Origin of the sequence: Enterobacter sp. JBIWA008 (assembly GCF_019968765.1) — a bacterium.
Taxonomy (GTDB): Bacteria; Pseudomonadota; Gammaproteobacteria; order Enterobacterales; family Enterobacteriaceae; genus Enterobacter.
In genome coordinates this window covers 3,685,333-3,709,286 of the sequence record NZ_CP074149.1, presented here as the reverse complement: position 1 = coordinate 3,709,286, position 23,954 = coordinate 3,685,333, and the positions used below count along the sequence as shown (strand labels likewise).

General features: G+C 49.2%; 19 protein-coding genes and 4 pseudogenes. 21 read left to right on the top strand and 2 right to left on the bottom strand.

Going from position 1 to position 23,954, the window contains the following annotated elements; translation table 11 throughout:
• Positions 1 to 663: 663 nt before the first annotated feature.
• From KGP24_RS17895 to KGP24_RS17825, 15 genes and pseudogenes are all read left to right on the top strand, one after another.
• Complete coding sequence (locus KGP24_RS17895; RefSeq protein ID WP_223561316.1) at positions 664 to 1,194, top strand: fimbrial protein; 531 nt, start codon at positions 664 to 666, stop codon at positions 1,192 to 1,194.
• A gap of 119 nt (positions 1,195 to 1,313) precedes the next feature.
• On the top strand, positions 1,314 to 1,862 hold the full coding sequence (locus KGP24_RS17890) for a fimbrial protein (RefSeq protein ID WP_223561315.1): 549 nt from the start codon (positions 1,314 to 1,316) through the stop codon (positions 1,860 to 1,862).
• Positions 1,863 to 1,873: 11 nt separating this feature from the next.
• Positions 1,874 to 4,417 (top strand): outer membrane usher protein, encoded by a 2,544-nt coding sequence (locus tag KGP24_RS17885; protein WP_223561314.1) that lies wholly within the window; start codon positions 1,874 to 1,876, stop codon positions 4,415 to 4,417.
• A gap of 116 nt (positions 4,418 to 4,533) precedes the next feature.
• Positions 4,534 to 5,271: a fimbria/pilus periplasmic chaperone gene (locus KGP24_RS17880; RefSeq protein WP_223561313.1), complete on the top strand. Its 738-nt coding sequence runs from the start codon at positions 4,534 to 4,536 to the stop codon at positions 5,269 to 5,271.
• A 151-nt stretch (positions 5,272 to 5,422) separates the two neighbouring features.
• The gene (locus tag KGP24_RS17875) at positions 5,423 to 5,983 is read left to right on the top strand and encodes an MrfF (protein WP_223561312.1); all 561 of its coding nucleotides are present in this window, start codon (positions 5,423 to 5,425) and stop codon (positions 5,981 to 5,983) included.
• A 12-nt stretch (positions 5,984 to 5,995) separates the two neighbouring features.
• A complete protein-coding gene (locus tag KGP24_RS17870) occupies positions 5,996 to 6,499 on the top strand; it encodes a fimbrial protein (RefSeq protein ID WP_223561311.1) in 504 nt (167 codons plus the stop codon).
• The gene (locus tag KGP24_RS17865; RefSeq protein WP_223561310.1) at positions 6,496 to 7,023 is read left to right on the top strand and encodes a fimbrial protein; all 528 of its coding nucleotides are present in this window, start codon (positions 6,496 to 6,498) and stop codon (positions 7,021 to 7,023) included. Before KGP24_RS17870 ends, KGP24_RS17865 begins: the two co-directional genes overlap by 4 nt.
• A 19-nt stretch (positions 7,024 to 7,042) precedes the next feature.
• Positions 7,043 to 7,966 (top strand): fimbrial protein, encoded by a 924-nt coding sequence (locus KGP24_RS17860; RefSeq protein ID WP_223561309.1) that lies wholly within the window; start codon positions 7,043 to 7,045, stop codon positions 7,964 to 7,966.
• Positions 7,967 to 8,037: 71 nt separating this feature from the next.
• Positions 8,038 to 9,783: a PglL family O-oligosaccharyltransferase gene (locus KGP24_RS17855; RefSeq protein WP_223561308.1), complete on the top strand. Its 1,746-nt coding sequence runs from the start codon at positions 8,038 to 8,040 to the stop codon at positions 9,781 to 9,783.
• A gap of 422 nt (positions 9,784 to 10,205) precedes the next feature.
• Positions 10,206 to 10,850 carry a helix-turn-helix domain-containing protein gene (locus tag KGP24_RS17850; RefSeq protein WP_223561307.1) on the top strand — a complete coding sequence of 215 codons (645 nt, stop codon included), beginning with the start codon at positions 10,206 to 10,208 and terminating at the stop codon, positions 10,848 to 10,850.
• Between the two features lie 273 nt (positions 10,851 to 11,123).
• Positions 11,124 to 12,150: pseudogene (locus tag KGP24_RS17845) on the top strand (IS3 family transposase).
• Positions 12,151 to 13,080: 930 nt separating this feature from the next.
• Complete coding sequence (locus KGP24_RS17840; RefSeq protein ID WP_032636512.1) at positions 13,081 to 13,584, top strand: SMI1/KNR4 family protein; 504 nt, start codon at positions 13,081 to 13,083, stop codon at positions 13,582 to 13,584.
• 37 nt (positions 13,585 to 13,621) lie between these two features.
• Positions 13,622 to 15,160, top strand: coding sequence for a hypothetical protein (locus KGP24_RS17835; protein ID WP_223561306.1), 1,539 nt, complete (start codon positions 13,622 to 13,624; stop codon positions 15,158 to 15,160).
• 10 nt (positions 15,161 to 15,170) lie between these two features.
• Entirely contained in the window at positions 15,171 to 16,205 is a 1,035-nt protein-coding gene (locus KGP24_RS17830) for a hypothetical protein (protein WP_223561305.1), read from the top strand.
• A 612-nt stretch (positions 16,206 to 16,817) separates the two neighbouring features.
• Positions 16,818 to 17,960, top strand: coding sequence for a hypothetical protein (locus tag KGP24_RS17825; protein WP_050862390.1), 1,143 nt, complete (start codon positions 16,818 to 16,820; stop codon positions 17,958 to 17,960).
• A gap of 463 nt (positions 17,961 to 18,423) precedes the next feature.
• Here the strand turns inward: KGP24_RS17825 and KGP24_RS17820 are convergent, their stop codons facing one another.
• Entirely contained in the window at positions 18,424 to 18,921 is a 498-nt protein-coding gene (locus KGP24_RS17820; RefSeq protein ID WP_223561304.1) for a hypothetical protein, read from the bottom strand.
• 368 nt (positions 18,922 to 19,289) lie between these two features.
• Between KGP24_RS17820 and KGP24_RS17815 the strand changes: the two genes are divergently transcribed.
• The 6 genes and pseudogenes from KGP24_RS17815 to KGP24_RS17790 form a co-directional block, all read left to right on the top strand.
• Entirely contained in the window at positions 19,290 to 19,514 is a 225-nt protein-coding gene (locus KGP24_RS17815) for a hypothetical protein (protein ID WP_060683392.1), read from the top strand.
• 77 nt (positions 19,515 to 19,591) lie between these two features.
• Positions 19,592 to 20,415, top strand: a pseudogene (locus tag KGP24_RS17810) (IS3 family transposase); the annotation flags it as partial.
• A 92-nt stretch (positions 20,416 to 20,507) separates the two neighbouring features.
• The gene (locus tag KGP24_RS17805) at positions 20,508 to 20,888 is read left to right on the top strand and encodes a transposase (protein WP_112920520.1); all 381 of its coding nucleotides are present in this window, start codon (positions 20,508 to 20,510) and stop codon (positions 20,886 to 20,888) included.
• Positions 20,885 to 21,232 carry an IS66 family insertion sequence element accessory protein TnpB gene (gene tnpB / locus KGP24_RS17800; protein ID WP_112920513.1) on the top strand — a complete coding sequence of 116 codons (348 nt, stop codon included), beginning with the start codon at positions 20,885 to 20,887 and terminating at the stop codon, positions 21,230 to 21,232. Before KGP24_RS17805 ends, tnpB begins: the two co-directional genes overlap by 4 nt.
• 49 nt (positions 21,233 to 21,281) lie before the next feature.
• Entirely contained in the window at positions 21,282 to 22,820 is a 1,539-nt protein-coding gene (locus KGP24_RS17795) for an IS66 family transposase (RefSeq protein ID WP_112920514.1), read from the top strand.
• Between the two features lie 36 nt (positions 22,821 to 22,856).
• Positions 22,857 to 23,161: pseudogene (locus KGP24_RS17790) on the top strand (transposase); the annotation flags it as partial.
• 29 nt (positions 23,162 to 23,190) lie between these two features.
• Here the strand turns inward: KGP24_RS17790 and KGP24_RS17785 are convergent.
• Positions 23,191 to 23,931 (bottom strand): annotated as a pseudogene (locus KGP24_RS17785) (integrase domain-containing protein); the annotation flags it as partial.
• Between the last annotated feature and the right edge of the window lie 23 nt (positions 23,932 to 23,954).

Genomic DNA, 23,954 nt, shown 5'->3' with positions numbered 1-23,954 from the left:
TCAGATTAATGAGAATGTAATAACCCCAGATCACGGTGTGTTCTCATGATATAGACATCTATCCTTATCCAGACAAATCCAGCAAGCCCAAACGATACGAACCAACACATACTTCACTACACAAAAAGAATAGTGGTCAACTCAACCTGTCTATCGTTCAGGAAAATATGTGATTTTAACCATGGACGGTCTAAGTATCTAAGGATGAGTGGGCCGGGGAGTGTTCGATATTCGATGGTATGCAATATTATAATAACAAATATTCTTCACGCCCGGATGGTGAGAGCAACATGCAAATAACATCCAATAAGCTGTTACGTTTAATGCTACTATTCCCTGGTAATAAAAATTGATAATATTTTCAGTCTATTAAAAGGAAATTAATTCTCATTTACGCATTCAGTTTAATAGTATCAAATGACACAACATTAATTTTACTGCAAATTATTTTTTTATTATTATCTGTTTTGTAGCAGTTGCTGACAAAGCACATTGTTACTTGTTCGTTACCAAATGAAATGATGGTTGTTAATATCATCTTTAAAAGAAGACGTTCATCTGTTCACGCTAAATATAAAGTGTGGGGGGGACACTTTTAAGGTATCGATATTTTTTAATCATTCTATAAATTTATTTATATATAATTTTTATCGAGACATAACTATGAACGCAAAAAAAATTGCTTTAACCATTGCAATGGCTTCAGTCTTTGCTATGGGTGCAGCCAATGCTGCTACAGACCAGGGCCACGGTACAGTGACCTTTACCGGTTCTATTATCGACGCGCCTTGCTCTATTACTCCAGAGAGTTCAGATCAGACCGTTGACCTGGGCCAGGTTTCCAACCTGACTCTGAAAGATGGCGGCAAATCCGTTCCGCAGACTTTCACCATCAAGCTGACCCAGTGTGACGTGACAACCAAGAAAACCGTGAAAACCACCTTTGCAGGCACCGAATCTACCGCGCAAACCGGTCTGTTGGCATTGACGGGTACAGCAAAAGGAGCCTCAATCGCGATTGTTTCAGCTACTGGTACGGTTATCCCATTGGGCACCCCTTCCGCTGCACAAACTCTGCTGACTGGCGATAATAATCTGGAATTCTCCGCCTACCTGCAGGGTGATGGTGCTTCCGCAACCATCGTCCCGGGTACCTTCAAGTCCGTTGCTAACTTCACCCTGGACTACCCATAAGCCTCCCGTAAGGGATTCCTTTCGGTCTCCCTAAGGTGTTGCATCATGCGGCTGCCCGCGCCTCATGATGCTACCGCCAACACGATATTACCGAGTAAAGGTGTAAACGAGACTGGTGTATGTCTGAGCTGAACGAATTTAAAGCGAAAGTGCTGCCCTGCCTGCTGATGCTGTGTTCCTTGATTATGGTATGCGGCGCTGCCAGCGCCACTGAGTCTACTCAGGAATTTGGCCGCGTCAGCATGCAGGGAAGTATTATTAATACCCCTTGTTCCATTGCCACTGCCGATCTCAATCAGACCATCGAAATGAAGGTGACCACTGTGGGTGAAGTGATTGATAACGGCTTTGGGCAATCTAACCGCTTTTCCATCATGCTGGTGAATTGCTCACTCGACTCCTCTTCATCACATGAAAGCTATTTTAGTACAGCCTTTGACGGTGCGTCTGAAGACGGGTTGTTCATGGTGAACGGTGCGGCAGGTGTTGGCTTGCAGATGGCCGATGCCGTTGGAAACATTGCCCAACCCGGTAAGCCGTTACCCGCAGGCATTCTGAAACGTGGTTCACAGCATCTGGACTACACGCTACGCCTGGTCAGAAATCATGCGCCGTTTAAAACGGGTATTTATAACGCCGTTTTGCGTTTCAAAACGGATTACCTGTGAGGATGGCTAAAATGAGAAAGCATTTAAAAATCATGTCATCGGTCGCAAGCGATCATCATCCGCTTCCGTTCTGGGGCGCATTACACCCGGTTACGGTAAGTATCCTTCTGGCCCTGTTTGTGATGCGTGGCGCGCAAGCCGGAGATGACGTGCAGTTCAACACCGATGTGCTGGATGTCAAAGATCGCACCAGTATAGACCTCAGCCAATTCTCAAAGGCAGGTTATCTGATGCCAGGGAAATATCAGCTGACCGTGCGTGTGAATAAATCTGACTTGCCGGACCAGCAGGTCGAATTTTTCGCTCCTGAGGATAACCCCAAGGGGAGCGAGGCCTGCCTGACGCCGGAATTAGTGAAACAGTTTGGCTTCAAAGAAGACGCGCTGAAAAAAACGACCTGGTGGCACAAAGGAGAATGCCTTGAACTTCACTCTCTCGACGGCGTAACGGCTACGCCCGATCTGGGCAGCGGAGTGCTCTATATCAACGTGCCACAGGCCTATATGGAATACACTTCTGAAACCTGGGATCCCCCTTCGCGCTGGGATAACGGTATTCCGGGCATGCTGTTTGACTACAATGTTAATGCCATGACCAGTAAGCAGAAGGATCAGGGTCATACACGTGCGGTTAGCGGCAACGGCACAACGGGCGTGAACGCCGGGCCGTGGCGTCTGCGTGCAGACTGGCAGGCTCAGTACACCCAGGCCAATGGGCAAAACAGCAGCACGCAGAAAAACTGGGACTGGAGCCGCTACTACGCGTACCGTGCCATTACCTCCCTACGTGCAAAACTGATTCTCGGCGAAACGTCGCTGGATTCTGCCATGTTCGACAGCTTCCAGTTTCGCGGGGCAAGCCTGAACACCGATGATAATCAGCTGCCTTCTAACCTGCGCGGCTATGCGCCGGAGGTGGTCGGCGTGGCAAAAACCAATGCAAAAGTCACAGTTAGCCAACAGGGCCGCGTGATCTATGAAACTACCGTCGCCTCCGGTCCGTTCCGGATTCAGGACCTGAATTCTGCCGTAACCGGTAAGCTGGATGTCAAAGTTGAAGAACAGGATGGTGCCGTGCACACCTTCCAGGTGGACACCGCGAGCATACCCTACCTGACCCGTCCGGGGCTGGTGCGCTACAAATTCGCAGCGGGCAAGCCCTCGGAAAATGACCATCACGCACAGGGCCCGGAATTTGCAGCCAGCGAGTTTTCCTGGGGCATCAATAACGGCTGGTCTCTGTACGGCGGCGGCCTGTTTGCCGGGGACTACAACGCTCTGTCGATTGGCCTTGGGCGCGACCTGCTGGCTTTTGGCGCGATCTCTATAGACGTCACCCAGTCGCAGGCAAAGCTTCCGCATGAGGAGACTTTGAGCGGCAAATCTTTCCGCGTCAGCTATTCAAAACGCTTTGATGAATATGACAGTCAGGTGACCTTCGCAGGGTATCGCTTCTCCCAGCGTGAATTTATGAACATGACCGAATATCTCGACAAGCGCTACCACGAAAACAACAGCGATGGCGATGATAAAGAGCTGTATACCATCACCATGAACAAACAGTTCCGCTCGTTGAATGCCAGCGCTTATCTCAACTATAGCCACCAGACCTACTGGGACCGTAAACCGAGCGATACCTGGAACCTGTCCGTTTCGAACTATTTCGATGTAGGAAGTTTTAAGAACGTTAGCCTTAGCCTGTCGGCCTACCGCACGCAGTATGAAAATTCAAACGACGACGGTATGTATCTGAGTCTGTCCGTCCCATGGGGGAATAACGGTACGCTCAGCTACAGCGGACAGTCCAGCGGGGGTAAAACCAGCAATACGTTGGGATACTATAATCGCATTGATGATAACAATAATTACCGAATTAACGCAGGTACGACCTCCGATGGGCTGGGAACGGGCAGCGGCTATTACACTCACGACGGAGACTTAGCCAGCATGACGGCCAACGCCAGTTTTACGGGTAACGATTACAGCGCCGCGGGACTGTCGCTTCAGGGGGGGATGACCGCTACCGCGCAAGGCGCGGCACTGCATCGCACCAATACTATTGGCGGCACAAGAATGATGGTTGATACCGGCGGTGTAAGCGGCGTGCCTGTCCGCACCTCCGGGGGGGGCGTGTCACATGCCAATTACTTTGGTAAAGCGGTGGTGAGCGACATCAGCAGCTACTACCACAACAGCGTCAACGTGGATCTCGATAAGCTGCCAGAAAACGTAGATGCCACCCGTTCGGTAGTAGAAGGTACGCTCACCGAAGGGGCCATCGGGTACCGTAAATTTGGCATCCTGGCCGGAGAAAAATCCATGGCAGTGGTGAAACTGGCAGATGGCAGTTCACCGCCGTTCGGGGCTGAAATTCGCAATCTGCAGGGCTCGCAAACAGGCATTATCGGTGAAGAAGGTAGCGTCTGGCTGTCAGGCATTCGGGCAGGCGAGCAGATGAAAGTGAGCTGGAACGATGGCGTGCAGTGCCGTATCGATCTGCCTTCTCCATTACCGGCGCTGGGCAAGGGCCTGCTACTGCCCTGCACGGCATTGTAGTGGTAAGAAATAACGTATCTGTGGCAGAGGAAATGCACAGTGATATCTGGAATGGATGCGCTTAACCCTAATGTTTTTTTCAGTGAAAAAGTGAAACTTCCATGAAGACAATAGCCATGCGAATGAAATTAACCCTGAGTGCCGTCACGCTAATTATCTTAGCTCAGCAGGCGCATGCCGCCATCGCGCTGGATCGGACCCGCGTCATTTATAACGGGGCGCAAAACTCGCTGTCCCTCAACATCACAAACCAGAATAAAGCCCTGCCTTACCTTGCGCAGTCGTGGATTGAGGATGAAAAGGGAAACAAAATTGAGTCACCGATAACGGCACTCCCTCCGCTACAGCGCGTTGAGCCCGGCGCGAAGGGCCAGGTTAAAATTCAGACCACCGGCGCGCTTGACGTTCTGCCGAAAGATCGCGAATCCCTGTTCTACTTCAACGTGCGTGAAATTCCGCCGAAAAGCGACAAACCTAATACGCTCCAGCTGGCGTTGCAGACGCGTGTGAAAATGTTCTACCGTCCGCAGGGAATCGAAATTCCCCGGGGCGATGACAACGAAGCTCAGAAGAGACTGACGCTAAGCCGTCAGGGCGACAGCTACCAGATCAATAACCCCACGCCGTACTACGTGACAATTGTGGCGGCGTCCACTTCACCGAAGGGAGCAAACCTTACCAGCTTTAAGCCAATCATGATCGCCCCGAAAAGCTCCTCTTCACTGGGGGTTAGCGCCTCTGCGCTCGGCAGCCAGCCGGTGCTGACCTTTATAAATGATTTTGGCGGTCGCCCGCAGCTTAACTTTTCCTGCAGTGGCAACACCTGTTCAGTCAGCAGCGTCAAAGCGGGTTAACGACTCGATTGTCGTTCAATGGAGAACGGATACGCCCGGAATGCACTCTGCTGGCCAGCCCTGCTGGTCATTTGCCGAGTGGTTCCCGTGCGTACTAAAGCGCCGCTCTCCTGGGGCGAGTTCAAAGCAACCGTTGATTTTGGAATGAGTTATGAGTAAGCGCCCAATGCGTATTTCTGCCCTTGTCATGGCTATTATGATGCCAGCCCTGTTGTTAAAAGGGCCAGTTGCACTCGCTAACACGGGCGATAAGTATTCTATGGATATCAATATGTCCGGCACGGTGGTCGCCAATGGGTCATGCACCTTCGACCAGGGTGGCACGCTGCGCGTGGATTTTAAAGAGGTAAAGCTCAAAGGCAGCGGCACCAATACCGTTGAACTAGACGGAAGTTATCTAATGCCGCTGATCAGCAGCTTTTCCTGTACCGGGGATAGCAAAGGCCTGTTACAGATGAAATTAACTTCCGCTACCGGCAGCTATGAAACCTATAACAGCACCCAAGTGCTGAGTACCGGCAACGGGATTGTAGGCATCGAGCTGTTGGTCGATGGCGTCGCGAAGAATATGGGGGAATGGTTCACCGTCAATGAAAACGCGCAGCCAAAACTTCAGGTGCAGCTGGTACAGACAGGCACCACCAACGACCATAACCTCGTCAGCGGGGATACGTTTTCCGCCTCCGCAACTCTGACGCTGGCATTTAACTGAGGCTCCTGAACAATGCACATTAAGCCAGCCGTAACCTTATTCGCCGCCGTAAGCATGCTGGTTAGCGTAGCGCAGGCTGAGCAGACTGGAGACTCGGTAACCTTCGACTTTCAGGGCCGTTTTTTAATCAATACTCCCTGTAAGGTCAATAATGACCAGATTATGGATATTACCTTTGGCAACGTTGGGGTCAAAAAAGTGGACGGCGTCAACTTTATGCAAACCATCCCCTACACGGTTGACTGCCAGGGAGCACAGGACAGCACCCTGATAAACCTGACGGTAAGCGGCACGACAACAACCTACGATGACGCAGCGCTCACCACTTCAGCAGAAGGGCTGGGTATTGAGATCCAGGCCAACGGTCAGGCCATGAAGCTTAATCAGCCGCTAAAAACCACCCTGAGCGGTTTGCGGACCCTGACATTAAAAGCGGTTCCGGTGAAAGACCCGACTAAAGAGCTGACGGCCCAGACTTTTAGCGCCACGGCAACCTTAACGGCGGAGTACCAGTGAAACCTATATTAATTTTTATTGCCAGCCTGGCAATAGCTTATGTCAGCCTGGGCTGCGCACAGGCCACGGATAGCAATATGAAATTCAGCGGCACGCTGGTCAGCGATCCATGCGAGCTGGACCCGCAGACCAGCGATCTCACCGTTGATTTTAAATCGGTGATAGAAAAAGACATTTATCTCTATACCCGTTCGGCAAGCGTACCGTTCACAATCAGCCTGACGGGCTGTGATACCACATTAGGTAATAGTGTCACCTTTACCTTTAAGGGAACGCAAAATACGGCGCTGCCGGGTTATCTGGCGGTAACAGGTACGGCGGCGGGCATTGCCGTTGGCCTTGAAACCGCACAGGGGGTACCGGTCCCGCTGAACCAGGCCACGTCAGCACTTACATTGGCCAACGGTAGCAACAGCTTTATCTTTAAGGCCTATGTCACCGGAGAGCCGGAGGCCATGGAGAAACAGTCGATAACGCCGGGAGATTTTTCCGCGACGGCGACTTTTGAAATGGCTTATCCGTAATATTAAGAGGAAATAATTCATGGGTACTTATGATTTTTTTAAAAAATCACAGAAAACAGTCAAGTTACTCATTGGGCTCATGTGCGCCATTACTATTTTTTTTGTAAACCAAGCCGAGGCCGGCATAAGCGGAGCCGCCGGATTTCGACCTGACATGAATAGTTCAGGTTTTGTTTGCGGAACTGGCAACGTTACAACACAAATTGCTGTCTTTAAAGGAGGTGCATGTTACATACACGGCGTGGGTAACTACGTACCGCATTCAGGATATTATACAGTCATATTATATGCTTATCCTCCAGGAAACTGGTCGCAAGCCATGTTTAATGAAAGCTCCAGAGTATATATTTCGTCAGATAAATCTATAAGCGAACAAAGTCTTTATGTAAGCACTTCTGATAGAAACACAAGTGCTTATCTTTACAATAAGACCGTTTATAATTGCTACTCATTAAAGGATGATGCAGGGAATTACTATAGTTTAAATAGCGTAACTTGTCGTGGTGATACCCCTCTTCCGCCTACACCAACGCCAGACACAGCCTGCACCCTCAACAGCGGGAACGCACTGAATGTAAACCTGGGGACAGTCGATCGTTCTCAGTTAACCACCACACCTGGAGTCGGTTCAGTCAAGCATATTCTGGTTAATGTTAACTGTACCGGCGGCGTTGATGTGACGGTAAATATGCAGTTGAACTATACTCCAATATCCATAACGGGAACTCAGATAGTGAAATCCACCGCTAACGGACTTGGTGTGGCAATTATTTATAATGGCAAAACGCTTGCCTCCACGGATGTTACGCCGGTTACTTTTCTTTCCGGTTCGAATACGCTTGATTTATCTTTCCAGGCCGTGCGTGACCCAACGGTTGATGTTGGCGATGTCCCTACCGGGGCATTTACCGCAAGCGCCGTGTTGGTTATGACTCAGCAATAATTATTCATCAACATAAACCCTGACGTAATTATTGCGTCAGAATCTTCATTTCTTATATTGTAGAGTGAAATATGTTCTCGCCAGTATTATCTGTTTTAAATAATAAAAAAAAGAATAAATATCCCGTTCGTATTTTTAATCAGCGGACTGATATGATAAAACAGATTAATAAAGGTGTGACACTTTTGTTATTTCTCTGGATGTGCTGTGGGTTGATGTTTGTCCTGCCGAATCATGGTGGGGCGGGCCTTGCGCTGCCGCAAAATCTGCTGGCCTGGTCGGTAATGTCACTGGCCGCACTATGGTGTATCTATCTTTTCTCCTGGCAGGGTAAAGCAGAGCCCGTGCTTCCGCCCGGTTCTGCCCTGATCATTGCCGGTGCGGTGTTCTGGTCCCTGCCTCTGCTCTGGTCACCCCGAACGGACTGGCAGTTCAACGCCATCCCAAAAGTAGCCGCGCTGTGGGGCATGGTGGGGTTTTATATCCTGCTACTTTGTATGACTTCATGCTCGCGACTGCGTTCACGCTGGCTGCTCATCATCGTCTGCGCTGCGCTTATGCAGGCGGCCTACGCGCTTTGGCAGGTACAAAATCTGGCGGAACTTCCTCGCGGTCGTCCCTACGGCAGCTTCCAGCAAACGAACGTTCTTGCCTCTTTTTTGGCGACCGGGCTTGCATGCGCGCTGTGGATCTTTGTGCAAAAACGTGAACGCTTTCGCCGCTATATTAGCGGTACCGTGCTTTTTGTTATTCCGCTCGTTATGGTTATTTTGCAAAGCCGTGCGGGGAATATTGGCGCCATTGCCTCCGTGCTAATGCTTCTTTTACTGGTGATAAAGCATAAAAAAAATCATGCGGTGTTAGCCATTACAATTATGGCCGCGGGAACCGCGATGGGACTTTTTTGGCTGTATGCGGGGCCCTTGCTCTTTCCAGACATAACCCCATCGCTCAAACCAAGCTCCACCCTGTCCCGTTTGACTATGCTCAAGCTGACCTGGCAGCTTATCCAACATCATCCTGTCGCAGGGAACGGCTACGGCAGTTTCGAAGTACTTTATGGCCAGCAGGCCCGGCTGTTGCCCCTGGGGCTTGATAACGACACCATCCCCTATCCCCACAATGAATTTTTATACGCCTGGGCTGAAGGTGGCCTGGCTGCAGTGCTGGGTATTTTGCTGATGGTAGCAGGCGTCTTCCGGCGCCTGTGGTCCAGGGGCGGCACGAAGTTCGCTGGCGCGGCGCTGCTGGTGCCCCTGGCGGTGCATATGAACCTGGAATATCCGCTCTACCAGTCCGCGACGCATGGCCTGATGCTGATCATGCTGTTGGTAGTGAACGGTCCCAGGGTCATCAAAGAAAAAGTGTGTGGGGAAAGACAAAAACCTTACGGATGGCTGTGGCGCATTGCGCTCGGCGCACCGGTGTTAGCCATCCTCGTTTTTATGCTGACCGGCGTGCAGACTCAGGCGCGGTTAACTGCAATTGAAGAACAAAATCTTCTCCCACTGGTGGGAGATGAACAACATACGGTCAGCTCGCTGCTTAACCCCTATAGCCAGTTTACCCGACTGGATTTCGACAGGCATGTCGCCTTGCTGGTACGTTTTAACTTTACGCATGACCCAGCGTTGCTGGACAGGTTCCGCGAGTGGGGCGAAGACTACCTGCGGGTGCATAACGATCCCTCGGTTTACTACAGCCTGATAACCATCATGCGCGCGCAGCATCGGCCTGAATTAAATGAACTTTGTATAAGGGCTCAAAGGATGTGGCTTGAAGACCCCCGGTTCATCTGCCCGGAAACAGCTGAATAATCTACTTCAGGAGAAGCTCATTCTCATTTTCGCTCAACGGACAGCCGGTTAATCCCGGCTTTTTTATCGACAAGGATGTTCCATGAAAAATATATCTTTTTTCAGTGATGATTTTCACACATTTAACAGAATTAAAAGCTTAGTTAACGAGCTTAAACTCCTGTTTCATCCACATTCCGGCTCGGAAGCAGAATTAAAACGAGATACGACGTTTCAACAAAAGTCATGCGTGAATTGGCGGTGGTCTAAATATCGAACTATTTTGAAACTGGACGTTTAAACTACTGATATGAACCTTGAGAACACCACTCATGCAGAATAACCTACTTTACATATGGTTATGATGCAAGCTTGCATGAGAGGAGGGGTTTTTGTCATAATTTGATACATTTCACAATATCTCTTCATTTGCAGAAAAGAAGATGAACAAAAATATATACGGACCTAAATCAAGTAAAATTGACTTAACCTACATCAATATATTATTAAACGCGCTGTCCCAGGACCTTGAGTATAAAACCTTCTCGACCGGACGGCGTTTTACGATGACGGTAGCGCGAAATAATGAATGTTACTTTGTTCGCAGTGGTGTCGTTTCCCTGTCTCGGGCAGAGGGAAATGTTCTCTTTGAAATTCTGGAAGCGCCAACAATAAGGGGATTAGTTCCGCTTCATCCAGAATCCAGGTCAAGTTACATCTTGAAAGTTATCGAGCCGGCTGAAATTGCGATTATTAATAGAGAACGCATGTATGAACTCCTAACCCGCTACCAGCTTTGGGACACTTTTTCTCAACACATTGTGACCGTAGCCAGCATGATGATGGAAGTCTTTCTGAAGCTCACGATGCCATCCAGCTATGACATCGTGCGGATGCAACTGTTTGAATTAATGAGTAAACCAGAGCATATTCGCGAGTCCATGGCAGCAGAGCAGTATATCTGTAGCAAAACACAGCTTTCCCGTAGCACGGTGATGAGAATCCTGGGAGAGTTAAAAACCAGGGGAGCTATCAGTATGCAACGCGGTATTCTTAAAAAAATTAATCAGTTACCGGCAGAAGAGTAATTTGCGAAGTTCGCTTGGAAAACGGAAAATATCCCCAGCTAAGACTGTTTTTGTACAATGCGGTATCGACAGTGCGTAATGAGCGCTATTTTCCGGACCCTGGCTTAATATTATTACGCCAGACGTAATCATCACTCAGATTGATATGTTCGCAACCTGGGGGAGAAAGATGAGATAACCAGCTTCCCGTTGATTAATACATCGTGATGTTAGTAATGTCTTAATAAGTCATGTGAGGACATCCCCATAAATTAGCTTTTTTCCGGCGAACAGATCATTAATATCCTTCGCGAGCCCGAAGCCGGGGTTTCTGCTCGGGAACTCTGACGCAAGCATGCTACTTCAGACGCTACCTTTTACACCGGGCGTAAGAAGTATGGAAGTGCCCGAGGTTAAGCGCCTGAAGTCGCTTGAGGAAGAGAACGCCCGCCTCAAGAAGCTACTTGCCGAAGCCATGCTGGATAAGGAGGCACTTCAGGTGGCTCTGGGGCGAAAGTACTGACGACAGACCAGAAGCGGGAAGCCGTTGAGTTTAGGTGTGATGCGACCGGTCTGTCGCAACGTCCGGCGGCTGATGCGCATTTATCAGGGCGCATCACTTAGCCGGCACTGGAGCGCAGGCGTTATGGCTACCGCCGCATCTGGCAGCTGCTGCGTCGGGAGGGCCTTCACGTCAATCACAAGCGGTATACCGTATTTACCAACTTAATGGACTGAGCGTAAAACGCAGACGACGCCGTAAAGGGCTGGCAACCGAACGGTTTCCGCTTCTGCGCCCGGATGCACCGAACCTGACATGGTCGATGGATTTCGTTATGGACGCACTGGCCAACGGTCGGAGGATCAAGTGCCTGACCTGTGTGGATGATTTCACGAAGGAGTGTCTGACAATCACCGCTGCTTTCGGTATTTCAGGCGTTCAGGTCACGCGTATTCTGGACAGCATCGTCCTGTTTAGGGGCTATCCGGCGACAATAAGAACCGATCAGGGCCCGGAATTTACCTGCCGCATGCTCGAGCAATGGGCTTTTGAGCATGGTGGGGAGCTGCGGCTTATCCAGCCGGGAAAGCTGACACAGAACGGATTTATTGAGAGTTTTAACGGACGCTTTCGAGATGAGAGTCTGAATGAACACTGGTTCAGCGATATTCTTCATGCCCGGAAAAGATTAATGACTGGCGGCAGGATTATAACGAGTGCCGTCCCCATTCATCGCTGGATTACCAGACACCAGCTGAATTCGCAACGAACTGGCGAAACAGGAAATATGAAGAAAAACCAACCGACATTACTAACTGACGGTTGTATCTAATCCTGGGGGCAGGTCAGAGAAATTTTTGAACTTTATTTCAGAACTTAATGAAGTTGATGAATCCACCTCCTTTATTTTACGTTGTCGTCAGTATCTGAAACTTGATGAAATACTTAATGAATTCAATTCTTTATTTGAGAAAGTTATCATTAAATCGGCTTTATCGAAATCGCACCGAAATGAAATTAAAGGATCTGATGCTTTGACCTCAAGCGGAATGTTAATCAGAGAAGTTAATAAAGTAGATTAATATATTCAGATATAAACGAGGATGGGTATCAATTCCTATGACTAAGCTTCTTTCCTGCTAAAAGAGCATCAGTATGCTCCACGAAGCCGAAGCCATGAACGCTTCCGCAAGCATACATTTTTATACTTCCCGCTCTATATCGGCTGCAAGAAATCTGGGGCACGGAGGCCATTGAGATGAAGTGGCTTAAGTCGACAGAAGCGGAAACGCCCGACTCATAAAGATGCTTGCCAAAGCCATGCTGGATAAGTGAGCGCTTCAGTTAGTACTTGGGCGAAACTACGTTGACAGGCCAGAAGCAAGAAGCCGAGATGATGAAGTGTGATGCGGCCGATCTTTCGCGACGTCGCTGCAGTAGAGTTACGAGTTTGTCCCTACCGGACTGACTCTACGCATTCAAGAGCTGGTAATTGAACACAGACGCCTCGGTTATCGGCGCATTTGGGAGCGACCGCGTCGGCGACCTTCGTGCAATCACATGAGGTATATCTCATTCTTGATTCTGGCGGGCCAAATGAGCCTTGCCGCAAAAAACTGAGAACGGCTGACACAGTTTGACAGCGGGTTGTGATTAACTCATTAGCTGACCGTCATACGTATAAAATATTACTCAATTCTCAGCGAAAACTGCCGTTAATAATCATATGGATTGAAAGGAACAGAAACAATGAAGCAACTATGGGAAAAACTGGAAGTCATTCTGCAAGACCGCGACCCTGAGGTATTAATAGATCTTGCACCTCCGGCCACAGATGAAGAAATCGTCGCGTTAGAGCAGGCCCTGAGTGTAATTTTGCCAGCCGATTTTGTAGCCTTCATGAAAATTCACAATGGTCAGCGTGGTATGAGCCATGGATTATTTGATGATTGCGAATTCTTATCCACTTCACGCATTTTGCAGGAGTGGCGTGTCTGGAAAGATTTACTTGATGGTGGCGATTTTGATGGAGCTGAGTCGTGTCCGCAAAGTGGTATTCGTTCGGAATGGTGGAATCCCTCCTGGATCCCGTTTACTTACAATGGAGCGGGCGATCATCTTTGTCTTGACCTTGCCCCGACTGACGCTGGGATTCGCGGGCAGATTATCACGCTCTGGCATGATGATGGGGAGCGTAGAAAACAAGCGGACAGTTTCAGTGATTGGCTCAGACAGTATGTAGAGCAAATGTAGGCTTTTTTGCAATTGATTCGATTAGCCAGGAGGGTAAATGGATTTAACATATGAAGACTTAAAACAACAGCGCCTGCAAAAACTCTTCCACGATTGCCAGCAGCAAGTGTTGTCACAAATTATTGGGCCTTTTGGGCTTTCAACGGCCATGTTTGAGGATCGCAATGGCGGCAATGTAACGACTATGCATAATTTCGAGCGTGAAGAGTCGGATTTCATCGCTGATAAAGACATGTCCAGTCATGCGAAATCGCGTGAGGATTACCAGCGCAAAGAATATGAAAGTAAAGATTTTACAAAAAAAAGCGTGAAACTCCGGGCCGGTGGTATTGATGGTTATACGGGAAAAACGACCAACGCGGCGGATATGGATCTCGATCATGTCACTTCACTAAATACATTGTCCAAAAATAAGAAAGTGCATCTTGCTCTTGAAACCGGAAAAGGCGTTGAAAAAGTCGTCAAAATGGCCAATTCTGACGAAAACCTGGTAACCACACATAAGTCGATTAACCGTTCAAAAGGCGCTGCTGAACTCGATACTTTTGCAGAAAAAAATGGTGAAAGATTTGAGCTGGACCCAGAACGAGTAGCAGCAGCGAAGAAACAATCTAAGGACCATATTTCGACAACGCTTAACTCGGCGCTAATGAAAAAACAAAGCGCAGAGTTGTTGCAGACAGGCGGCCAAAAAGCGTTGCAGATGGGGCTCAGACAAGCTCTTGGGCTATTGCTCACTGAACTGGTAAATGGCTTGTTTAACGAGTTCAAAGTGCTTATTCAACATGGTGTTGAAGTGGGAAAAACATTGTTTGAGGAGGTCCGACAGCGCTTAATGCGCGTAGTTGCTTCCGTGACCAAAAAAATTCCCGATGCGCTGGGACAAATGTTCCAGGGTGGAGTGAGTGGATTCATGAGTAATTTACTCACCTTCTTGCTTAATAATTTTCTCTCTACCGCAAAGCGTTTCGTGACCATGATTCGGGAAGGGCTGTTGGGACTTTTCCGGGCATTTAAAATGATTTTCTTCCCACCGGCACATATGACGGCACAGCAAGCGTTACAGGAAGGACTGAAAATGCTCACTGCTGTCATCGTGACTTCGGTCGGTATGTTGTTGAACGAAAGCATCGCGACGTTTATGGCGACTGTACCGTTTCTGAAACCTTTTGCAGATATGTTAACCCCAGTTCTCATAGGCATTGCCACCGGATTGCTTTCTGCCTTTCTCTCGTATCAGATTGATACGTTTTTTGATCGCTCCCGTTTTACGTTAAGCGAAAAATTCATGGATGAGATGCTCGCAGACGGTATACGTCGTGAAGCGTTTGCCAGTGAGCTGGTGACACTTTCAGAACGTTCGCTGGGTAATATTGAAAATTACGCGACTGCTATAACCCAGTATCAAGCTATTGGGGAAAACCTGGCTACTGCAACGATTTCGACTAAAGCAACACTGGCATGTCTTGAGAGAACTACTGCCGAGACAGCTGTGCAAGTGGCGCGGAGTACTGCTGCAATTGTGTTTATTAATGAAAGCCAGGCCGAAATTGATGACTTTCTAAAAAATATTTGAGAACAGTAAGATGGGTTTGTTAAACAAGCAGGAACTTCAGGTTATCCAGGCGTTTTCGTCCGCAGATTTGCCGGAACGTGTCTTTCGCGACAGCAACATTAAAGAATTGATTAGCAGTATGACGGAGGAGCAGCAAACGGTTCAGAAGAGCGCGAAGGATCTTGACCGCCTGCGCAGGGAACAGAGGGACGGAAACTTTATAACTAACTGGTGGAATGATCGCGACGATTTGTTACAGGATGCGCAGATTGATCTCAATAAAGCCATTGGTCGCCTGACGCAAAAATCTTCTCAGTTATTGATTGTCAATACGGCGCTATCCAAGCTACTGAACGAGCAACAACATATTTTATTGAATCAGCAAAACATTCTGGAAGGCCAAACACGCTCCCTTGCTGAACAAAATGAACAAATCCTGAAACAACAGGTGCTACTGGAAGAACAGCAAAAAGAGATTAATAAGGCCAACCAGGGATTAATGGATTCAAAAGGGGTAACGCAAGATCAGGCTAAGCAGCTAATTGGCTGCGTAAAAAGGGTGACAGAGGCGGAAAACAAAATTGGCGAGGCAAACGCCACCTTGCTGGCAGAACTTGAACAGCGTATTGCTAACTTTTCTTCTGATCTTGCGCAAAAATTGCAAAGTGGCCTTGATGACCAGGTAGGACGGCATAGCATGCTCGAACAGACAATGGTGGACAATCAGGCTGTTCAAAAGAGTTTCGTTGAGAAGATGCAGCAGTCCTTGTTGCAGGAACAGCAGTTGTCTCATCAGCAACTGCTCGGCGAACTTGAGCGAAACCGGATGGATTTAGTTAATTCGGTTAAATCAACCGTAAACCAGTGTGATGCGCTCCAGCATGAAATATCCGTTGTTGTGGCGCAACAAGCTGATAGGCAAACAGGCATTGATCATGCTATTGCTGAGTTACAGGTGAATTTTCTCAAATCCCGATTTCGTCATCGCTTTGTACTGACGGTGATGGGTTGCATTATTGGGCTTTCTGTCGGTTGGCAAATTGCGCAGCACTTTATGATCTTCTGATTGTGTTAAACCGCATCTGCATAATGGATGCGGTTTGGACTGACCCCACACAGAAAACAATTCCTGTTCTCACGACGAAGCATTTTCGATGTCCTCCGGACTGATTTCCCAGAGACGCTCGGTGCATATAACTTGTACAAGGTTCTGTCAGCTGCGATGCAGCCGTGATTTCGCTGGCTTAAAGCCACGTTCCGAAACGCCTTTGACTATGCCATACGCCACAATCCGCCGCCGGGAGCAACACATTTATGGCGAACGGATGCTTATTGGATCATGATCTGCTTCGTTAGCTCCTTCTGAAGTTGGCGGAACCCAGCCTGAGCTTCTGATTGCCTATGTTAGTTAAGGAGTCTGGCCCGTATTTCTTTATTCGGCGTAAGGGGGATATGGGATCGTGTTGCAATGCTGGATACGGAATGACAGCGTTCAACAACCGGTATGACTACTTCGATTTTAAACGCATAGGGTTAATACTGAGCACTCATAGGCATCTTTCTTAAAGCCAACTTAACGACTCCGGAGTCGTCTCTCATACCTGTGACGATTCAAATATTCTGTTGCAGTTCACTTCCTGATAGGATTAATCTGAATATTTTCCACTGGGACAGGGATATGAAAAAAACGTTGATTGCAACATTAGTAAGCATAACGATGTTAACCGGGTGTGGGCCTAAAGAGTTAACTCCAGAGCAAAAGCAGGAAGTGGCGGCACTTAAGGCTGAGCTGTCCCAAACGGAGGGAGAAATCTCTGCAGCGAAACATATTGATCAACAATTTTCAGGTGGACTGATCAAGAATTTAATCACCGCAAGATTGGAAGTTTTAGGAACGAATAAGGCTCTTTTAGAACAGCGTATAAATGCAATTGAGTCAGGAGCCAAAATTGACGTCGTTGTTTCAGGTGTCAAGCCAGACCCTGAACTTGCTGCTTCTATTAAAGCTGAGATGGAGGACCTGGCAGTAAAAATAAACGAAGCAAAAACAGATGCCAGCCAGTACAGTGGTGGTTTAATACAGGTCTTAAAACTGTCAACGGTTGCTACTGAAGAGCAAAGCATGGCGATGTTGCAGCAAAAATATCTCACGGCTAAATATGGGCTTGCTGAAGTTAAGCTTGCACCGGTTCAGGATAATGTTGCAACCGCCAGCAGTAAGAAGGACACAACCGCTGAAACAAGACATGAACAGCCCCCTCTGCTGCCACCAGCTGATGGTCCGTTCGGACTCGAGGCTGGCCTGACTCAAAAGAATATCGAAGATATGATCGGGGCAAAGCTAAAACCACTTCCTGACAGCGTAAATCTCTATACTTCCGATAAGTTACCGAAGCCCAACGCTGATTTTGAAATGTATGGTTTGTTGATCTCGCCTAAAGCAGGCTTATGCCAAATCAGAGCTGTCGGTAAAAACATTGATACTGATAGTTATGGGCTTGCCTTGAAATCTCGCTTTGAAGAGTTGAGTAGCTCGTTAAGCTCGCTTTATGGAAAGGCTGAAACCACAGACCTTTTACTGTCAGGTTCTATCTGGAAAGAACCTCAGGACTGGATGATGGGGCTTAACAAAAAGGAACGATTCCTTTCAGCTACCTGGAAGGGAACGCAGGAAACGCCGCTGAAAAATAACATTGGTGCTATTTCTATTGAAGCAAGAGCGAACAGTTCTGCGCAGGGGTATGTTTACCTTCAGTATACATTTACAAATGATGATGTTTGCCAGGCTGAGATCGATGGGGCTAAAAAAAGCTCTCTATAATTTTTCTTAATCAGGCCCCTTCGCAAGGGGCTTTTACTATTTCACTATAAGGGCTCAACATATGTTATATGATGCTGACCTGCTCACTGTTAATTAATACGTTGTGATCTTTGGCATTTCTTCTTCAGAAACGTAGGGCATCCCTATAAAGACGCGTTGTTCTGAAATCACCCTCTATAAATGACGAAGGAAATCTCGGAGCAAGGCTAAGTCAGGCCGATAGGGGCGAATTAGTATAGAGCCAGATAATAACGCATCACTTTTTTCGAGATGTTATTTCGATCTTACTGGCGATAGGTGTCTCTGTACCGGCCTCAGCAATCCATCGTTGATCTGCGGAACATCTCGTTATAGTGATGTCGCGTCAAACGACGAACAACGGTGATGTTTCTTCTTGATATAGCATACTGAAAATGACGTTACTGAACGCCTCACAGACATATTTGATTACAAAGACAGTTAGCTACGCATCCTGCTCTAAGACCACTATAAATTCCAGTCTACGCGGTCTGATAAAACTTTGCACTCCAAATGCTGTAAGCTGCCACAATGGTTTGCCATCCACCTCATCAACCGTTTCCAGCGTGCAACCCATTTCATCAAGCAAGAGGGGTAATTCTTTTGAGTCAGGCTCCAGTAAACGATCCACCTTACTGTGCCCCATATAAGACCACTCGCCATTCTTTTCTTTAAAATAGAGGAATGGGCTACATTCCTTTTGCACTTTCTCAAGACGGGTGAAGTAGTTTCGGTACTCATTATCGCCAGAAACGAACAATAGATTATCCAGAGGTCCATTGACCTCTCTGCGCGCAAAGATGGCGCGAATTAATGTGGAGGAATTGCCACGCGATGGATTTAAAAAACCGCCCTGCGACAGTCCCTTTTCGCCCGGTTTCAGGAATTTATAACGCTTCTGTATGTCCCTGAACGCATAGTTTTCACCGACGGTAAATGCCATTGCTCTTCTCCTGAAAAAATCTATCTAAAAAATAATTAACGACCAAAAAGTTGAAAACTTTATCCAATAGTAGAAAAAATCGCGACTTCATGCTGTTTATAGTTTGTCGGGAATTGCAAGCATGCCTGTAATCCATACCATTCGCTTATTAGATAATTTCCGGAGAATAGTTCAGATATCCTCCAAGGCCAATGTACGCTCTTCGCTCATCGCTGCCGGCCAGATAGCAGGGGAGCAAACTGCCATGGACAGAATCACCGCAAAATCCACCAGAACAAAACGAATACTCCCCCTACATTTAGTGATGGCTACGTGCAGATTGTTCATCTATTCTGCTTGCATCAGCGGTAAGGCCGGAGTCACTCTTTGTGGATAATCCTATCCTTCAGAAAACTATCATCATCTTTATTCTCATCCTGTGGGTAATCGATGAATTCAGGGCTAGGAAAAGAAAATGTTCTGACCCTGCTATTGAAGTAGCTGATGCCAGAGAACGTCATGAATGGCGCTATCTCAGATGGGGGTTCCGGACTATACAAGTGGCCGCAACAGTGTATATCTTCGTTCAGCTGATTCAGGTATTACTGAGATAAATGCACTGACCTGCTCCCCGTTGATTAACACACCCCGATGTTAGTAATGTCTTCATAAGCCACATGAGGACATACCCATGAAGAAGCGTTTTTCCGACGAACAGATCATCAGTATTCTTCGCGAAGCGGAAGCCGGGGTTTCTGCCCGTGAGCTCTGCCGTAAGCACGCCATTTCCGATGCCACTTTCTACACCTGGCGCAAGAAGTTTGGTGGCATGGAAGTTCCTGAGGTGAAGCGGCTTAAATCTCTTGAAGAGGAGAACGCCCGCCTCAAGAAGCTGCTTGCCGAAGCCATGCTGGATAAGGAGGCGCTTCAGGTGGCTCTGGGGCGAAAGTACTGACGACAGACCACAAGCGGGAAGCCGTTAAGTTTATGTGTGATGCGACCGGTCTGTCGCAACGTCGTGCCTGCAGGCTTACTGCTTTGTCTCTGTCGACCTGCCGCTACGAGGCTCAGCGTCCGGCGGCTGATGCGCATTTATCAGGGCGCATCACTGAGCTGGCACTGGAGCGCAGGCGTTTTGGCTACCGCCGCATCTGGCAGCTGCTGCGTCGGGAGGGCCTTCACGTCAATCACAAGCGGGTATACCGTATTTACCACCTTAATGGACTGAGCGTAAAACGCAGACGACGCCGTAAAGGGCTGGCAACCGAACGGTTTCCGCTTCTGCGCCCGGATGCGCCGAACCTGACATGGTCGATGGATTTCGTTATGGACGCACTGGCCAACGGTCGGAGAATCAAGTGCCTGACCTGTGTGGATGATTTCACGAAGGAGTGTCTGACGATCACCGCTGCTTTCGGTATTTCAGGCGTTCAGGTCACGCGTATTCTGGACAGCATCGCGCTGTTTAGGGGCTATCCGGCGACAATAAGAACCGATCAGGGCCCGGAATTTACCGTAAGCGTCCAGCGAAAGCCGTCTGGTCATAATCTGAAGCATCCGACAAAGTGGTGTCCACCAAATAAGTAGTGGGAACCAAAGTGTCAGATATGCAGAAAAATATGACTCCCGGCAGGCGTAAAGGCTGCCCTAATTATTCTCCTGAGTTTAAGCAGCAGCTCGTTACTGCCTCCTGCGAACCCGGGATATCCATCTCAAAACTGGCGCTCGAAAATGGCATCAACGCCAATCTGTTGTTCAAATGGCGCCAACAATGGCGCGAGGGAAAGCTGCTGTTACCTTCTTCAGAGAGCCCTCAGCTACTTCCTGTGACTCTGGATGCAGCTGTCGTACAGTCAGAGCAGCCCGCAGAGGACCCGGAAACCCTCAGTATCAGCTGTGAGGTAACGTTCCGGCACGGGACGCTTCGCCTCAATGGCTCTGTCAGCGAAAAGCTCCTGACCCTGCTGATACAGGAGCTCAAACGGTGATCCCGTTACCAACAGGCACCAAAATCTGGCTGGTTGCCGGTATCACTGACATGCGCAACGGCTTCAATGGTCTCGCCGCAAAGGTGCAGACGATGCTGAAAGACGATCCGATGTCCGGCCACGTCTTCATCTTCCGGGGCCGCAGCGGCACTCAGGTCAAACTACTGTGGTCTACCGGTGACGGACTGTGCCTGCTGACCAAACGGCTGGAGCGAGGCCGCTTCGCCTGGCCGTCAGCCCGTGATGGCAAAGTGTTCCTGACCCCGGCGCAGCTGGCAATGTTGCTCGAGGGCATCGACTGGCGACAGCCGAAGCGGTTGCTGACCTCCCTGACCATGCTGTAGGTCTCTTTATCCTGGTTGTCGCAGAATAAGCCTGGTAAAATGATGGCTTATGAACGACACCTCTTCTGACGATATCCTACTGCTGAAACAGCGCCTGGCTGAGCAGGAAGCGTTGATCCACGCCCTGCAGGAAAAGCTGAGCAACCGGGAGCGTGAAATAGACCACCTGCAGGCACAACTGGATAAACTCCGCCGGATGAATTTCGGCAGCCGTTCCGAAAAGGTCTCCCGCCGTATCGCACAGATGGAAGCTGACCTGAACCGGCTGCAGAAAGAAAGCGATACCCTTACCGGTCGGGTGGATGACCCGGCCGTGCAGCGCCCGTTGCGTCAGACCCGTACCCGCAAACCTTTCCCTGAATCACTTCCCCGTGACGAAAAACGGCTGCTGCCGGCAGAGCCATGCTGCCCGGACTGCGGTGGTGTGCTGAGCTACCTGGGTGAAGATACCGCCGAACAGCTGGAGCTGATGCGCAGCGCCTTCCGGGTTATCCGGACCGTGCGGGAAAAACACGCCTGCACAAAATGTGATGCCATCGTGCAGGCCCCCGCGCCTTCACGCCCCATCGAGCGGGGCATCGCTGGACCGGGACTGCTGGCCCGCGTGCTGAGCTCAAAGTATGCAGAGCATACCCCGCTGTACCGCCAGTCAGAAATATACAGCCGCCAGGGTGTGGAACTGAGCCGTTCACTGTTGTCGGGCTGGGTGGATGCATGCTGCCGGCTGCTGTCCCCGCTGGAGGAGGCGCTTCAGGACTATGTCCTGACTGATGGCAAACTCCATGCCGATGATACCCCCGTCCAGGTGCTGCTGCCGGGTAATAAGAAGACGAAGACCGGGCGGTTGTGGACGTATGTTCGTGATGACCGCAACGCTGGATCAGCAGTCGCACCGGCGGTGTGGTTCGCTTACAGCCCGGACAGAAAAGGCATCCATCCGCAGACCCATCTTGCTGGCTTCAGCGGTGTGCTGCAGGCGGATGCGTACGCCGGGTTCAACGAGCTGTACAGGGATGGCCGGATAACGGAAGCCGCCTGCTGGGCTCATGCCCGCCGAAAGATCCACGATGTGCACGTCCGCACATCGTCAGCGCTGACGGAAGAGGCCCTGAAACGGATCGGCGAGCTATACGCCATCGAGGGGAATATAAGAGGAATGCCGGCGGAGCAGCGTCTTGCAGTACGTCAGCAAAAAGCTAAACCGCTGCTGAAATCCCTGGAAAGCTGGCTGCGTGAAAAGATGAAAACGCTCTCAAGGCACTCAGAGCTGGCGAAGGCGTTCACGTATGCGCTGAACCAGTGGCCGGCGCTGGCGTACTATGCGGAGGACGGCTGGGCCGAAGCCGATAATAACATCGCTGAAAATGCGCTGCGGACGGTCAGTCTGGGTCGTAAAAACTTCCTGTTCTTCGGCTCTGACCATGGTGGTGAGCGGGGAGCACTGCTGTACAGCCTGATCGGAACGTGCAAACTGAACAGCGTGGATCCAGAGAGCTACCTTCGCCACGTGCTTGACGTGATAGCCGACTGGCCGGTCAACCAGGTCAACGAACTACTTCCCTGGCGCATCATACTGCCAACTGAATAGCACATCCCCGTCAATACGGCTCTCGCTGGACGCTTACAATTTACCTGCCGCGCGCTCGATCAATGGGCCTTTGAGCATGGTGTGGAACTACGGCTTATCCAGCCAGGTAAGCCAACGCAGAACGGATTTATTGAGAGTTTTAACGGACGCTTTCGCGATGAGTGTCTGAATGAACACTGGTTCAGCGATATTCTTCATGCCCGGAAAAGATTAATGACTGGCGGCAGGATTATAACGAGTGCCGTCCCCATTCATCGCTGGATTACCAGACACCAGCTGAATTCGCAACGGACTGGCGAAACAGGAAATATGAAGAAAAACCAACCGACATTACTAACTGAAGGTTGTATCTAATCCTGGGGGCAGGTCAGGTAATGGTGAGAAGCTGCCACATGAACAGGCATCGTGTGGACAGGCTGATACTTGCCGTACGCATAGTCTGCATTAGCTGTGGAAGTTGATCCGGGCGGATGCTGGGCATGTTTTTCTTTTGCGGTTTCTCGAATGCTTTCCCGATGTTTACGCTGGGAACCGCATCAATCAGACCTGTGTTCTGCGCATAAATCATGACTTCGTTAATACGCTGACAAAGGCGTCGGACTGTCTCTAATGCGCCTCTGGCCTGAACCGGCTGCACTGCTTTAACCAGAGTATGAGCCTTAATCTCAGTGACACTGATATCACCGATTACTGGAAAAATATCTCTCTCAAGTGAGCGCCAGATATCGTCGGCATAGTCTTCTGTTACGCTGGCTTTCTTCACATTCCACCAACGCTCGGCAACTACCAGGAAAGTGTTGGTTTTAGCCTCTTGAGAATTTCTTAACTGTTCTTTCTGATGTTCCTGAGGATCAATGTCTTTCGCCAACAAAACTCGAGATTCAGCTCTGAGTTTACGCGCATCAGAAAGTGAGACGGCGGGGTAGGCACCAAAGCTCTGTTTGGTTCGCTGCTTGGTTAGAGGTCGATAGTAACGGAATTGCCAGAGCTTACTACCACTGGACTTGATTAACAGAGTAAGTCCGTCACCATCATACAACTGGTGATCGGCATCTTTAGGTTTGGCGGCTTTGATTTCCGTATCGGTTAACGGCTTGGTTTTTCTTGCCATGGGGAGTCTCCATGCGTTTAGGC